The sequence below is a fragment of the Shinella zoogloeoides genome (assembly GCF_020883495.1).
In the GTDB taxonomy this organism is placed as follows: domain Bacteria; phylum Pseudomonadota; class Alphaproteobacteria; order Rhizobiales; family Rhizobiaceae; genus Shinella; species Shinella zoogloeoides.
Genome location: NZ_CP086610.1, coordinates 1916533 through 1930097 on the forward strand (window position 1 = coordinate 1916533; position 13565 = coordinate 1930097).

General features: G+C 65.6%; 13 protein-coding genes. 7 read left to right on the forward strand and 6 right to left on the reverse strand.

Going from position 1 to position 13565, the window contains the following annotated elements; genetic code table 11:
• Position 1: 1 nt before the first annotated feature.
• Both K8M09_RS09640 and K8M09_RS09645 read right to left on the reverse strand, forming a co-directional pair.
• The gene (locus tag K8M09_RS09640) at positions 2-1861 is read right to left on the reverse strand and encodes a peptidoglycan-binding domain-containing protein (protein ID WP_160784521.1); all 1860 of its coding nucleotides are present in this window, start codon (positions 1859-1861) and stop codon (positions 2-4) included.
• Between the two features lie 151 nt (positions 1862-2012).
• Positions 2013-3476, reverse strand: coding sequence for a cobyric acid synthase (locus tag K8M09_RS09645; RefSeq protein ID WP_160784522.1), 1464 nt, complete (start codon positions 3474-3476; stop codon positions 2013-2015).
• 152 nt (positions 3477-3628) lie between these two features.
• Between K8M09_RS09645 and K8M09_RS09650 the strand changes: the two genes are divergently transcribed.
• From K8M09_RS09650 to bmt, 5 genes are all read left to right on the forward strand, one after another.
• The gene (locus tag K8M09_RS09650; RefSeq protein WP_170299379.1) at positions 3629-3862 is read left to right on the forward strand and encodes a hypothetical protein; all 234 of its coding nucleotides are present in this window, start codon (positions 3629-3631) and stop codon (positions 3860-3862) included.
• A 30-nt stretch (positions 3863-3892) separates the two neighbouring features.
• Complete coding sequence (locus tag K8M09_RS09655; RefSeq protein WP_160784523.1) at positions 3893-4276, forward strand: hypothetical protein; 384 nt, start codon at positions 3893-3895, stop codon at positions 4274-4276.
• Positions 4277-4460: 184 nt separating this feature from the next.
• Positions 4461-5459, forward strand: coding sequence for an ABC transporter substrate-binding protein (locus K8M09_RS09660; RefSeq protein ID WP_160784524.1), 999 nt, complete (start codon positions 4461-4463; stop codon positions 5457-5459).
• A gap of 220 nt (positions 5460-5679) precedes the next feature.
• The gene (locus tag K8M09_RS09665) at positions 5680-6723 is read left to right on the forward strand and encodes a quaternary amine ABC transporter ATP-binding protein (protein ID WP_160784525.1); all 1044 of its coding nucleotides are present in this window, start codon (positions 5680-5682) and stop codon (positions 6721-6723) included.
• A gap of 120 nt (positions 6724-6843) precedes the next feature.
• Positions 6844-7860: a betaine--homocysteine S-methyltransferase gene (gene bmt / locus K8M09_RS09670; RefSeq protein WP_160784526.1), complete on the forward strand. Its 1017-nt coding sequence runs from the start codon at positions 6844-6846 to the stop codon at positions 7858-7860.
• A 68-nt stretch (positions 7861-7928) separates the two neighbouring features.
• Here the strand turns inward: bmt and K8M09_RS09675 are convergent, their stop codons facing one another.
• On the reverse strand, positions 7929-9056 hold the full coding sequence (locus tag K8M09_RS09675; RefSeq protein ID WP_160784527.1) for an aminotransferase class I/II-fold pyridoxal phosphate-dependent enzyme: 1128 nt from the start codon (positions 9054-9056) through the stop codon (positions 7929-7931).
• Positions 9053-9700 carry a helix-turn-helix transcriptional regulator gene (locus K8M09_RS09680; RefSeq protein WP_160784528.1) on the reverse strand — a complete coding sequence of 216 codons (648 nt, stop codon included), beginning with the start codon at positions 9698-9700 and terminating at the stop codon, positions 9053-9055. Before K8M09_RS09680 ends, K8M09_RS09675 begins: the two co-directional genes overlap by 4 nt.
• A 125-nt stretch (positions 9701-9825) precedes the next feature.
• On the opposite strand from K8M09_RS09680, the gene K8M09_RS09685 reads away from it, so the two are divergent.
• On the forward strand, positions 9826-10173 hold the full coding sequence (locus K8M09_RS09685) for a hypothetical protein (RefSeq protein ID WP_160784529.1): 348 nt from the start codon (positions 9826-9828) through the stop codon (positions 10171-10173).
• Here K8M09_RS09685 and K8M09_RS09690 read toward each other — a convergent pair.
• On the reverse strand, positions 10158-11042 hold the full coding sequence (locus tag K8M09_RS09690; protein ID WP_160784599.1) for a LysR family transcriptional regulator: 885 nt from the start codon (positions 11040-11042) through the stop codon (positions 10158-10160). The genes K8M09_RS09685 and K8M09_RS09690 overlap by 16 nt on opposite strands.
• A 97-nt stretch (positions 11043-11139) precedes the next feature.
• Here K8M09_RS09690 and K8M09_RS09695 point away from each other — a divergent pair, with 97 nt between their 5' ends.
• The gene (locus K8M09_RS09695) at positions 11140-11439 is read left to right on the forward strand and encodes a hypothetical protein (protein WP_160784530.1); all 300 of its coding nucleotides are present in this window, start codon (positions 11140-11142) and stop codon (positions 11437-11439) included.
• Positions 11440-11472: 33 nt separating this feature from the next.
• Here K8M09_RS09695 and K8M09_RS09700 read toward each other — a convergent pair whose 3' ends face one another.
• Positions 11473-13551: a VWA domain-containing protein gene (locus K8M09_RS09700; protein ID WP_160784531.1), complete on the reverse strand. Its 2079-nt coding sequence runs from the start codon at positions 13549-13551 to the stop codon at positions 11473-11475.
• Between the last annotated feature and the right edge of the window lie 14 nt (positions 13552-13565).

Genomic DNA, 13565 nt, shown 5'->3' on the forward strand with positions numbered 1-13565 from the left:
CTCAATAGCGGGGAATGATCACCACGCCGCCGCCATCGTCGTAATAGCCGTCGTCGCGATAGTAGGGGCCATCGTAATATCCGTCGACCGGGCCTTCCAGCACGTCGTATTCGCGCCGGTCACGCTGGTAGCGGCGCTGCTGGCGATATTGCCGGGTCTCGGCATATTGCGCGGCCTGCCGCAGCGCGCGGAACTGCTGGCGCGAGAGGTAGCCATCGGCGCGATAGCCGGACGAACGCTGCCAGGCGGCAATCGCCGAGCGGGAGCGCGGGCCGAAGACGCCATCGGCGCCGTTGGTGCTGTAGCCGAGCGCATTCAGCCAGCGCTGCGCCTGGACGCGGGTGTTGCGCCCCAGATAGGCCTCGCGCGGATCGACGACCGGCTCTCTGGTGACCTTGCTTTCCGCCTCCGCCGCATCCAGCGGACCGGTGGCCTTGGCCAGACCGACAAGGCGCTCGCGGGCATCGGCGACGAAACGGCCGTTCGGATATTGGGCAATGTAACCGCGGAAAGCCTTTTCCGAACCTTCGAGAACGGCCTTCTGGAAAGCCGCCTCCTCGCGCTTTGCCGCTTCCGCCTTGTCGGCGGCGGCGTTGCCGGTGCCCTGCGCCGCGCTCGTGGCAGCGGCCGCGCCGTCTTCGGCCTGCTTGCGCGCGGCGGCAGCTTCCGCCGCCCGCTTTTCGGCTTCCTTCGCAAGGCGCGCAGCTTCGGCGGCCTTCGCCTCGGCATCGGCGGCGGCCTTGGCGGCTTCGGCCTTCAGCCGTTCCAGTTCAGCCGCCTTCTCTTCGGCAAGCTTGCGGGCAGCGGCGGCTTCCTGCTCGATCCGCGCCTTTTCGGCAGCGGCGGCCTTTTCCGCCTCGATGCGCTTTGCCTCGGCCTCGCGGCGGGCAGCGGCCTCCTGTTCTGCCCGGGCCTTTTGCGCGGCAGCGGCTTCCTCGGCTTTCTTGCGGTCGGCCTCGGCCTTGAGCCGTGCGGCCTCTTCCACCTTCGCCTTGTCGGCAGCGGCCGCAGCCTCCGCCTTCAGGCGCGCCGCCTCGGCAGCCTGTTCCTCGGCCTGTTTGCGGGCGGCCGCTTCCTTCTTCTCGGCTTCAGCCTTGAGGCGGGCGGCTTCTTGCGCCCTCGCCTTGTCGGCGGCCTCGGCCTCCGCCTTCAAACGCGCCGCCTCGGCGGCCTGTTCCTCGGCCTGTTTGCGGGCGGCCGCTTCCTTCTTCTCGGCCTCGGCCTTGAGGCGCGCGGCCTCCTCTGCACGGGCCTTTTCCGCCGCGGCGGCCTCGGCCTTCGCCTTCGCTTCCGCAGCCACCTTCTCCTCCGCGAGCTTTTGCGCGGCGGCCGCCGCCTCCTCCGCCTTCAGGCGCGCGGCCTGCGCCTCGGCCTCGGCGGCCTTGCGGGCATCCTCTTCGGCCTTTTTGGCCTCGGCAGCCTTGCGGGCGGCCTCGTCGGCGCGGGCTTTCTCGGCTTCGGCAGCCTTTTGCGCCTCTTCAGCCTTCTTCGCTTCGGCAGCCTTCCGCGCCGCTTCCTCCGCCTTCGCGGCGGCGGCAGCCTCCTCGGCCTTTGCCTTGGCGGCAGCGTCGTCGGATGCGGTCACCGCCGGCTTCGCCTTGGCGGAGGCCTGCAATTCGGCGATGCGCAGGCGCGCCATGGAGGCGAAGGTGCCGTTCGGATATTGCTTCAGGTAGCCTTCATATTGCGCAAGGTCGCTGCCGGAGGACACCTTCTGCCAGAGGGCGAACTCCTCCTCCCAGCGCTTTCCGGCGCTGGCGGCCTCATTGGCCGTCTGGGCGGCGGCGACCGCCGGAAGACCGGCGAGCGACAGCCCGACCAGACCGGCCAGAACGGAGCGTGCAAGAGGTCCAGAACGCATCTACTTCACCCTTTTCGGATCGCGCGCAGGCGCGGCAAGCGCCCGTCGGCCAAACGTGTTTTCGTCACTCCTCGCATCGAATTCTGGCGCAACTTTGGTGCGCCGTATCGGTGCGAGGCAACCTGATGGCTGTACGTTCGAGACGGCCCGTTTAATCAGATGCGCCCAAAAGATCGTCCAGCCAGCGGCGGTCCAGAACCGCCTCCAGTTCCGCCGCCACGCCGTCGAGCGCGGCGTCCACCCCGGCGCGGTAATCGAACCCGCCGCCCTCGATGCCGAAATCGGCAAGAAGCCGCGCCCGGTAGGCGTCGCTCGAAAGCAGGCCGTGCAGATAGGTGCCCATCACCCGCCCATCGGGGGAGACCGCCCCGTCCGGCCGCCCGTCTATGCTGACGGAGGGATTGAGGGCGTCCGGGCCGGCGGTGCGGCCGAGATGGATTTCGTAGCCTTCCAGCGGCACATCATATTGCAGCGAGCGCGCCCGGCTGTTGCGCACGGTCTTTTCCGGCGCCATTTCCGTCTCGACGTCGAGTAGGCCGAGGCCTTCCACCTCCCGCTCGCTCCCTTCGATGCCAAGCGGATCGGTGACGCGGCGGCCGAGCATCTGGTAGCCGCCACAAATGCCGATGACCCGTCCGCCGCGACGCATGTGCATGGCAATATCCCGGTCCCAGCCGGCGGCGCGGAAATCGCCGAGATCCGCGATGGTCGACTTGGAGCCGGGCAGCACGACAAGGCCGGCATCGGCGGGCAACGGTTCGCCCGGCCGCACGAAGACGAGGTCCACCTGCGGTTCGGCCTTCAGCGGATCGAGATCGTCGAAATTGGCGATGCGCGACAGGACGGGCACGGCGACCTTCAGCGCCCCGCCGCTCCCGCCGGCCAGCCTTTCCAGCACGACCGAATCCTCCGCCGGCAGCCGCCCCGCCTGCCTCAGCCACGGCACGACGCCGAAGCAGGGCCAGCCGGTGAAGCGGCCGATCTCGGCGATCCCGCCGTCGAAAAGTGTCACGTCGCCCCGGAACTTGTTGATGAGGTAGCCCGTGATCATCCGCCGGTCCTCTTCCGGCAGGATCGCGTGGGTGCCGACCAGCGAGGCGATCACGCCGCCGCGGTCGATATCGCCAACAAGCACGACGGGCACGCCCGCCCGCGTCGCAAAGCCCATATTGGCGATGTCGCCGGCCCGCAGGTTGATTTCCGCCGGCGACCCGGCCCCCTCGACGACGACGAGATCGGCCCCGGCGGAGACCGCCGAGAAGCTTTCCATGACGGCATCCATCAGCCTCGGCTTCAGCGCCTGGTAGTCGCGCCCCTTCGCCTGGCCGAAGACCTTGCCCTGCACGACGATCTGGCTGCCGACATCGGACTGCGGCTTCAGCAGAACGGGATTCATATGCACGGAGGACGGCACGCGGGCGGCCAGCGACTGTAGCCATTGTGCCCGGCCGATCTCCCCGCCGTCGGCGGAGACCGCGGCGTTGTTCGACATGTTCTGCGGCTTGAAGGGCCGCACGGTCAGCCCGCGATTGGCGGCGATGCGGCAAAGCCCCGCCACCAATACCGTTTTTCCGACATCCGAGCCGGTGCCCTGCAGCATGATCGTTCTTGTCATGGCGCTTCCTAACATTACCGCCCCCCGCCGGAAAGCCCTGACATATCGCAATCTTGCCACATTTTCCGGAGGCCGGGGGCGAAGGCCCGCACCCTTTCGCCATGCAGTTTGCGCATAGCGGATAGAATGTTCCATTTGCGACGACAAGCGCCGTGAACGACCATGACTTCCACCGCCGGCAGGCCTATATCCACCCTATCGCACAGCCGTGGCGCGTGGCCCCGGACTTCAAGGACAGAGACATGCTGTACATCTTCAGCAAGCAGAATTTCGTTCAGATCGCCTGGAACGGCAAGGCGCCGCGAAGCGAGTCGCGGGTGCGCAACGTCGTCCTCGACGCGCCGCTCGGCCCGCTCGGCGTCGTGCGCACCGGCAATGTCGGTTAACCCTTAGGGCGTGACGTCAGGTCCGCCCGCATGCAGCGCCGCCTCTCTCCGGGAGGCGGCGTTTTTCGTTTTTGCGAAGGCCTGAAACGGCGAAAGCCGTACATCCCTTTCGGTGATGCACGGCTTGCCAAAATACGCATGGCGGCTTCCGACAAAAACGCATCGGAACCAGGCACTCCGGTACGCAAAACCTTTCCGGAGCAGGCGGCGATGTCCCCCGCCGTGTTGAAACAAATAGCGGCACATCCTTACCGGACCGTTATCGGGACGTTAAGCAAAGATGAATCGCGCTCTTTTTTCGAAAAATTCCCGAAAAAGTTTTTCATCGACGCCATCGGCGGACGGCTCCCGGACCGGATATGGCCCCGCAGGCGGTTGATTTCTTTACGCGATCCCGTAGGCTTGCCGACGTGACGCAAGAAACGCGTCGCCGGCAACACATTTCCGGCGGACAAAAAACAGCCTTGGAGCAGGCCTAGCGGGACGAAGCGCCCGGCGCGCCCTCCGCCGTCACAGACATTACGGGCAGCCGGCTTGAGAAAACCATCGCGCCGCCCTTGGCCGAACACCGTATGAAAGACTGGGAGGTCTTGACCCCATGAAGACGCTGCTTGCCTCCACGCTCCTTGCCGCCGGGCTTTTCGCCCTCGCCGGTTCCGCGCGGGCAGCGGAGTGCGGCAAGGTCAGTATCGCCGAGATGAACTGGGATTCGGCGAGCATTGCCGCCCATATCGACAGGCTGATCCTCGAAAAGGGCTATGGCTGCACCGTCACGCTCGTGCCGGGCGATACGATGTCGACCTTCACCAGCATGAACGAGACCGGAAAGCCGGACGTCGCGCCCGAATTGTGGGTCAACGCCGTGCGCAGGCAGCTCAACGCCGCCATCGCCAAAGGCCGCCTGTTCCAGCTCGCCCCGCTTCTTGCCGACGGCGGCGTCGAAGGCTGGTGGATTCCGAAATTCCTTGCCGACGAGCATCCCGAGATCAAGACGGTCGCCGACGCCCTGAAGCAGCCGGAGCTTTTCCCCGCGCAGGACAATCCCGAAAAGAGCGCGGTCTACAATTGCCCGGCCGGCTGGAGCTGCCAGGTTTCCACCGCCAACCTCTTCCGGGCGCTGAAGGCGGACGAATTGAATTTCGAGCTGGTCGACACCGGCTCGGCCGCCGGCCTCGACGCCTCGATCGCCAAGGCCTTCGAGACGAAGACCGGCTGGCTCGGCTATTACTGGGCGCCGACCGCGCTGCTCGGCAAATACGAGATGACCAAGCTCTCCTTCGGCATCGAGCACGACAAGGCCGAATGGGACGCCTGCACGGCGGTGCCGGATTGCCCGAACCCCAAGGTCAATTCCTTCCCGACCTCCGATGTCTTCACCATCGTGACCGAGGCCTTCGCCAAGAAGGCCGCCGTCGCCATGGATTATATGACCGTCCGTAGCTGGGACAACGCCACCGTCAGCAAGGTTCTCGCCTGGAAGGCGGAGAACAGCGCGACGAGCGAGGATGCCGCGAAACATTTCCTGGCGACCTATCCCGACTTCTGGAGCGGCTGGGTCAGCCCTGAGATCGCCGAGAAGGTCAAGGCGGCGCTCTGAACGGATTTTCGGGAAGAACGGCCGAACGCGCATCAAAAAAGCGAAGAGGTCGCAAACAGTATACTGTCGGGCGGCGGTTCATGCGATGACAATGCGGGGACAGGGACCAGAACAAGAATAATCCCGCACCAATCCTGAACGGAACCGCGCTCCGCCGATCCTCATCGGCTGCGGGCGTGCAAGACAGGCAAGCGGCTGCAGCAGCATTCGGAGGGAATTCATGGTTAGTCATGCAATCGAGGTCCGCAATCTCTACAAGATCTTCGGACCCCGTGGCGGCGATTACGTCGATGCCGTCAAGAACGGCATGGGCAAGGCGGAGCTGAACCAGAAATACGGCCATGTGCTCGGCCTGCGCGACATCAACATCTCCATGCCGGCCGGCGGCATCATGGTGGTCATGGGTCTCTCCGGCTCGGGTAAATCCACCCTCATCCGCCACATCAACCGCCTGATCGACCCGACCGCCGGCGAAGTGCTCTATGACGGCGTCGACGTCTGTCGCATGAACGAGAACGACCTTCGCGAATTCCGCCGGCACAAGACCGCCATGGTGTTCCAGAAATTCGCGCTGCTGCCGCACCGCACGGTCCTCGAAAACACCGTCTACGGCCTCGAAATTCAGGGCGTCGCCCCCGCCGAGCGCGAAAAGCGCGCCAAGCAGTGGATCGCCCGCGTCGGCCTTGCCGGTTTCGAGAACCATTATCCCAACCAGCTTTCGGGCGGCATGCAGCAGCGCGTCGGCCTTGCCCGGGCGCTGACCAACGATGCCGACATCCTCCTGATGGACGAGGCCTATTCGGCGCTCGACCCGCTGATCCGCGTCGACATGCAGACCGTGCTGCTCGACCTGCAGAAGGAACTGAAGAAGACCGTCGTCTTCATCACCCACGACCTCGACGAGGCGCTGCGCCTCGGCGACAAGATCGCCATCCTGCGCGACGGCATGGTGGTGCAGCAGGGCACCGGCCAGGAGATCGTGCTGAACCCGGCGGACGAATATATCACGGCCTTCGTCAAGGAAGTGAACCGTGGCCGCGTCGTCAATGTCGAAACGATCATGGCGCCCCTTTCCGGCAATCCCGAGGGCATGCCGGTCAGGAGCGGCACAGTGCTTGAAGAGGCCGCCCGCGCCATGACCTCCGCCAACCAGACTTTGGCCCATGTGGTCGACGAGGCCGGCCGGCCGCTCGGCGCGCTCAGCCTCAGCGCCATCATCGCCGCCATGGTGACCTCGGCGAGCCACGAAACGAAAGCGGCCTGACGGCGACGACCATGCCGAACGGAAGGGCGCCCACAAGGCGCCCTTTTCTTTTGCCGAAGCCTATCGTTGCATTCACATAAAGAAATCTTTATATGATGCGACAAACAGAAGGATCCTCCGATGACCGCGACGAACCCGCTTGCCCAGCTTCTTGCCGAAAAGCCCTTCCTGCTTGCCGATGGCGCCACCGGCACATCGCTCTTCGCCATGGGCCTGGAAGCCGGTGAAGCGCCGGAACTGTGGAACGAGGCGAAGCCGGAAAACATCACGAAGCTGCACCAGGACTTCGTCGATGCGGGCGCGGACATCATCCTCACCAACACCTTCGGCGGCACGCGCCATCGCCTGAAGCTGCACCATGCGCAGGACCGCGTGTTCGAGCTCAACAGGAAGGCTGCCGAGATCGCCCGCGCGGTCGCCGACAAGGCGCCGCGCAAGGTCATCGTCGCCGGCTCCGTCGGCCCGACGGGCGAGCTGCTGATCCCGCTCGGCGCGCTGACCTATGACGACGCCGTCGCCGCCTTCGCCGAACAGATCGAGGGCCTGAAGGCCGGCGGCGCGGATGTCGCCTGGATCGAGACCATGTCCTCGCCGGAAGAAATCCGCGCGGCGGCGGAAGCGGCCACCAAGACCGGCATGCCCTTCGTCTATACCGGCTCGTTCGATACGGCCGGCAAGACGATGATGGGCCTGCATCCGAAGGACATCCACGGCGTTGCCGGCGACATCGGCTCCGGCCCGCTCGCGGTCGGCGCCAATTGCGGCGTCGGCGCGTCGGATATCCTGTCCTCGCTGCTCGACATGACGGGCGCCAACCCGTCCGCGACCGTGGTCGTCAAGGGCAATTGCGGCATCCCGGAATATCGCGGCGCGGAAATCTACTATTCCGGCACGCCGCCGCTGATGGCCGAATATGCACGCCTTGCCCGCGATGCCGGCGCGCGCATCATCGGCGGCTGCTGCGGCACGTCCTGCGAGCACCTTGCCGCCATGCGCGTGGCGCTCGACGCCCACGAGCCGCGCGAGCGCCCCTCGCTCGAAACGATCATCGAGAAGATCGGCCCGCTGCGTAACAAGACCGCCGACGAAAGCGCGGCAGCGCCCGCCCGCGAACGCGGCGGCCGCCGCCGGAGCTGATATCCGGCTTTATGACGAAAAGATAAGCCGCCCCAGCCATCGCTGCGGGCGGCTTTTTTCTGCCCAGCTCAGGCCAGAAACGCCCGCCAGGCCTCAAGCCCCGCATCGATATTGCGGCGGCCGACGCCGACGCGGAAACGGTCCATCGGCACCGGCAGAAGGTCCGAGACGAAGAGACTGGAGGGCAGCAGCAGCACGCCCTTCTCCTCCACCAGCCGGCGGCAATGCTCCTCCACTCCGTCCTTGCCGAGATAGCGCGCGAAGGCGACGCAGCCGCCATCCGGCTCGGTCCATTCGTAGAGATACGGGTATTGCGCGAAGAACACGTCGAGCTTTGCCATGTTCTCCGCGCAGAGCGCGCGGTTGCGGGCGAAAATCGTCTCGCGCGCCTTGAGCGCAATATTCGCCAGCACCTCCGAAGGCCCCGCATTGGCGATGGACAGGTAGTGTTTCATCTTCTCCATGCGCGCCAGCAGGGCGCGGTCGCGGCTGGCGATCCAGCCGATGCGCAGGCCCGGCAGGCCATAGGCCTTGGAGGTGACATTAACCGAAACGCCCTTGTCGAAGAGGTCGGCGGCCTGCGGCAGACGCTTTTCTTCATGGACTTCCAGCCCGCGATAGACCTCGTCGGAAAAGAGATGGATGCCGCGCTCGGCGCAAAGATCGACAAGGCCATGGAAGATCGCCTTGTCGGCAATGGCGCCGGTGGGGTTGTTGGGGAAATTGACGGCGATCAGCTTCGTTTCCGGCCGCAGGGCGGCGCGCACCTCGTCGAGATCGAGCTGCCAGCGGTTTTCCGGGCGCAGCGCCACGCCCGTGACATTACCGGCGATGGCAAGCGGCAATGTCTCCATCGACTGGTAGTTCGGCACGGTGACGATGGCATGGTCGCCGGGCGCAAGCAGCGCCAGCATCGCGCAGTAGATCCCCTCTCCCGCCCCGGCGAAGGTGAGGATATCCGCAGCCGACAGCGTGTCGTAGGTCGAGGCGATGGTTTCGCGCAGCGCCGGTGCGCCCCAGGTCTCGGTATAGCCGAGCGACAGGCGGTCCCATGCCTCGCGGTCCTCGGGACCGGCAAGCGCCAGCAGCGCCGACATGGTCATGGTTTCGGCATCGCTCGCCGTCATGTGGTGGCGCGCCTTGAATTCCCAACGGGAGAAATGGGTTTCGAGGCGGAAATCCGGCAGGGTCGTCACGAGATACTGTCCTTCTGGTTCGGGCGCCGGGCATCGGCGAGGTAATTGTAGATGGAGGCGCGCGAAGACCCCATGAGACCGGCGAGATGATCGACGGCGTTGCGGGTCTGGAACAGGCCGCGCCGGTCGAGCGCGGCGACGAGTTCCACCCGGTCGCCCTTCTTCAGCGCCGTCAGGGCCAGCCCGCGCGTGCGCAGCCAGTCGTGCAGCGCCGTGTTGATTTCTTCGCGCCAGTCGCCGGCAAAGAGCGAGGCCGGGCGCGGCGCAGCAGCGCCGGTAAAGGCCGAAAGCAGCTTCGCCGCCGCCTCGAAATGCGAAACATCCATGTTGATGCAGAGAAGCCCGGCGGCCTGCCCGAAGTCGTCCTGCAAGACGGCCGTCACCGATTTCAAATGCCGCCCGTCCTCGCCGGTCTTTTCATAGGGGCCGTAGACCCCGGCTTCGCCGATCCCCTCCAGGGCATCGCCGACGAGCGATTCCATGCCCGGCTTGCGGCCGGAAAAGGCGTTCCAGATTCCGGCGATCCGCCCCGTTTCGAGATCGTGCAGCACGACCTCGGCATGGGGATGGAGCAGGATCGACATGGCCGCGGCCGTGGCGGCGTGCTGGCGAAGCAGCGTATCGGCATTGGATGATTCAGACATGGCGACAAACAATCCAATTATAGACTTTTTGTCAATATTGGATTTTCAGTCCAATGCTACCCGACACGCTTGCGGCCGGTTTTCGGCCGTCCTATCCAAGGGAGAAGCGATTCTGGGGGATGATCATGAATGCCGATGCCGCAGCCTTTCCGAACCGGGAAGCCGTCGCCGACAAGCTTGCCGCATTGGCCGAGGCCGATCAGGCCTATCTGCGCCTGCTGATGGAGACGCCGCAGCAGGACGAGAACCTGCTCGAAGGCCTCGACCTCTGCCTCAACCGCGCGGCGGAGGCCCGCTTTCTCAACACGCTGAAGCTGGAAAAGCTCGGCGAATGGCTCGGCAACAGCGCGCCCGCCCGCCTGCAGATCCGTCTCATGGAAGCCGCCCGCTCCAGCCAGCACGCGGCCTTCGCCGCATTCCGCGCGGGCCTCACCCGCTCGGGCGGCATCGAGCGCGCCTATCCGAAGGCCTGATCGGCAAGCACCGCCAGCGGCGCGAAGGATTTGCGGACCATGTCCGCCATGCCGTCGATGGCCGGCCCGCCACGACGCGGATTGCGCTTCAGCACGACCCGGGACGAATCGACCGGCGGAAAACCGTCCGCCGCGGTCAGTTCGCGCGCGCCCGGCGGAATGTTGCTGCGGGCGAGCGGGGCGATGGCGAGGCCGCTCGCGACAGCCGAGCGCAGGCCGCCGCTCGTATCGCTGGTATAGGCCACCCGATAGGAAATGGAGTGCGGCTCCAGCGAGCGCTGGGCGAATTCCCGGCACCAGACCGACCGCCGGTAAAACGCCACCGGCACCGGCCGCTCCAGATGCAGGTTGTGCGTAAGCGACGTGACCCAGACCGTGGGGTCGATGGCCAGAAGCTCGCCGGAAATGCCGCCGTCCCATTCGAAGATGACGGCAAGGTCCAGTTCATCCGCCTCCAGCGCCTCCATCTGCTGCGCCGTGTAGCCGCAGAACACCGTCACCTCCGTGCCCGGATTGGTCTCGGCGAAGGCGGCGAGCGCGCCGGGCAGAACGGTCTGGTTATATTCTTCCGGAATGCCGACCCGCACCGGCCCGTCCAAAGGCAGGGTGCGCATGGCCGCCGTCGTCTCGTCGACAAGCCCCACGATGCGCCGCGCATAGGGCAGCAGCCGCTCCCCCTCCATCGTCAGCGTCACCCCGCGCGGCCCGCGTTCGAAGAGCGCAAGGCCCACCGCCTCCTCCAGCTTGCGCACCTGCATGCTGACGGCCGATTGCGTGCGCCCGAGCTTCTCGCCGGCATGGGTGACATTGCCGGCCTGGGCTACGGCAACGAAAATTCTGAGCAGATCGCTTTCGAGCGGAGGATACATGGCGTCATCGCTTTTTCTGATGCCTGCCATCATCGCTATTCGTTTGTGAAATGTCTACGACTTTGCTTGGCTGTGTGCAGAAAGAAAGGCAGCGGCCATGGATATTTTCGGAAAAGTGCTGGCAAGGATAAGGCGTTACCGGCAGGTGCGGGCGGAGCGGGAAGCGCTGCGATTGCTGATCGCGCGCAAGGATGAACACATGCTGCGCGACGTGGGGCTGGTCCTGGTCGAGACGGAAAATGTCGATCCCTACTGCGAGCCCATGCCGCAGGCGAAGGAGAGGCGCTGGACCGCCCCCCTCATCCGCCTGCTGCCCCCGCCCCTTCGCAGACGGAACGGAGCAACGGCATCCGCCACGCATAGCTCCCAGGATGACCGGGAAAAGCCCGCCGCGTGAGTGCGGCGGGCCGGGTAAGAGAAACTTAGCGGCCTATTTCTGCCCGGAAAGCCCCTCGGCCAGTTGCACCAGCTTCAGGAATTCCGCCCGGTAGCCGAAGGGATCGTTGCCCTTGGCGGCTTCCGCAAGGCCGAGGATCGAGCCATAGGCGTAATCCTGCAGGGCGGAGACACCCTTGAGCTTCTGCCCGAAGGCGGCGACCGCGACCGAGAAGCGCACGTCCCCGGAAGCCGCATTCACATCGGCAACCGCATTGGCGTCCGTCACCGGCATCGTAACGAGATCGCTCGTATCGCCATCCGGCTTCTTCCAGCGCATTTTGAGGAAGGCGAGTTCCGAACCGCCCGAAGCCTGCGTTTCGGCCGCCTCCCCCTTGCCGTAGCGCAGCGGGTCGTTCAGCACGGCCGGGCTGCCCTTCGGCGTCACTTCGTAGATCGCCGTGACGCGGTGGCCCGAGCCGATATCGCCGGCATCCACCTTGTCGTTGTTGAAGTCCTCGCGGTTCAGCGTGCGGGTCTCGTAGCCGATCAGGCGGTATTCGGCGATGCGCTCCGGGTTGAACTCGATCTGGAACTTCACATCCTTGGCGATGGGGAAGAGCGAGGATCCCGCCTCCTCCACCAGCGTTTTCTGCGCCTCGGCGAGCGTATCGATATAGGCGGCCGTGCCGTTGCCGTTCTGCGCCAGCGTCTGCATCATGCCGTCATTGTAATTGCCGCGGCCGAAGCCGAGTACGGAAAGGAAGATGCCGCTCTTGCGGCGCTCCTCGATGATGCGCTTCAGGTCCTCGTCGCTCGCCGGGCCGACATTGAAATCGCCGTCCGTCGCCAGCATGACGCGGTTGACGCCATCCTTCCTAAAGGCCTTTTCGGCGAGCCTGTAGGCCGTCTCGATGCCCGCCGCGCCGGCCGTCGAGCCGCCGGGCTGGAGATTGTCGATGGCATCGAGAATCGTCTGCCGCTCCTTCGCCTGCGTCGGCTCCAGCACCACGCCGGCATCGCCTGCATAGGTGACGATAGACACGGTATCGGTGTCCTTCAGCTTGCCGACGAGCAGGCGGAAGGCGCTCTTCAGCAGCGGCAGCTTGTCCGCCTCGTCCATCGAGCCGGAAACGTCGATGAGGAAGACGAGATTGGCCGGGGGCTGCTCCGTCATCACGGTCTCGAAGCCCTTGATGCCGATATGCAGCAGCTCGGTATCCTTGTTCCACGGCGTCGGCATGACGGTGACGGTGGCGTTGAACGGCTTTTCCGCCGTCTCCGGCCCCTTCCAGTCATAGGGGAAATAATTGACCAGTTCCTCGACGCGCACCGCCTCCGCATCCGGCAGGCTGCCGCCGAGCAGCGACCGGCGCACATAGGAGTACGAGGCCGTGTCGACATCGGCCGAGAAGGTCGAGACGGGATCGGTGGCGACGCTCTTCACCGGGTTGGGATCGGCCGAGGCGAAGCGCTCGCGGTCTTCCTCCGGCGCAGGCATGGCGACCGCATCAGCGACGGCCGAGGGCTGCGCAATGACGCGGCTGAGATTCTGCGTGGCCGCCGCGCCGCCAACAGCAAGGGATTCCGGTGCGGCAGCGGCAACTTCTTCCTTGCGCATCTCGGCAAGCGGCTCTTCGGCAGGCATGTTCGTCGGCTGGGCGCTGTCGGCGGCGACCTTGGCGGTAGCGGCAGCTTCCAGGTCCTGCCGTGCTTGCGCCTGCCTGGATTTCTGGAGAGCGGCAAGCTCGCCCGCGCTCGACGTCTCCGTCTTGGCCTCCTGCTGGCGGGCACGCTCACCCGCATCGACGGGCTTTGCCGCAATCTGCGTTTCGGTCGCCAGCGGCACCGTGCCATTGCGCACCAGTTCATAGGTGACGAGACCGGCGACGGGAACGACGAGCAAGGTGGCGAGGGCCGAGCCGGCCAGAAGTCTGCGGTTCATGATGGGGCTCCATATCCGGTTGAAGATGGAGCTTCGACGCCCGCCACCGGCCGAACCTTGGGGCGCCGTTACAATTTTTTCCGCATCGTCGAAGGCCCGCATGGCTGCGGTCAGCGCATCGGCGCGCGCAGAATCCAGCGCGGCAGGCGGGGCGCGGCGGGCGAGTTTTTCGAGGTCGAGATCGGTCATCGGTCTATCCTTCC

Excerpts from the sequence above, each read along its gene's own strand:
- K8M09_RS09640 (WP_160784521.1), bottom strand. The coding sequence starts at position 1,861 with ATGCGTTCTGGACCTCTTGCACGCTCCGTTCTGGCCGGTCTGGTCGGG.
- K8M09_RS09645 (WP_160784522.1), bottom strand. The coding sequence starts at position 3,476 with ATGACAAGAACGATCATGCTGCAGGGCACCGGCTCGGATGTCGGAAAA.
- K8M09_RS09655 (WP_160784523.1), top strand. The coding sequence starts at position 3,893 with ATGCAGCGCCGCCTCTCTCCGGGAGGCGGCGTTTTTCGTTTTTGCGAA.
- K8M09_RS09660 (WP_160784524.1), top strand. The coding sequence starts at position 4,461 with ATGAAGACGCTGCTTGCCTCCACGCTCCTTGCCGCCGGGCTTTTCGCC.
- K8M09_RS09665 (WP_160784525.1), top strand. The coding sequence starts at position 5,680 with ATGGTTAGTCATGCAATCGAGGTCCGCAATCTCTACAAGATCTTCGGA.
- bmt (WP_160784526.1), top strand. The coding sequence starts at position 6,844 with ATGACCGCGACGAACCCGCTTGCCCAGCTTCTTGCCGAAAAGCCCTTC.
- K8M09_RS09680 (WP_160784528.1), bottom strand. The coding sequence starts at position 9,700 with ATGTCTGAATCATCCAATGCCGATACGCTGCTTCGCCAGCACGCCGCC.
- K8M09_RS09685 (WP_160784529.1), top strand. The coding sequence starts at position 9,826 with ATGAATGCCGATGCCGCAGCCTTTCCGAACCGGGAAGCCGTCGCCGAC.
- K8M09_RS09690 (WP_160784599.1), bottom strand. The coding sequence starts at position 11,042 with ATGTATCCTCCGCTCGAAAGCGATCTGCTCAGAATTTTCGTTGCCGTA.
- K8M09_RS09695 (WP_160784530.1), top strand. The coding sequence starts at position 11,140 with ATGGATATTTTCGGAAAAGTGCTGGCAAGGATAAGGCGTTACCGGCAG.
- K8M09_RS09700 (WP_160784531.1), bottom strand. The coding sequence starts at position 13,551 with ATGACCGATCTCGACCTCGAAAAACTCGCCCGCCGCGCCCCGCCTGCC.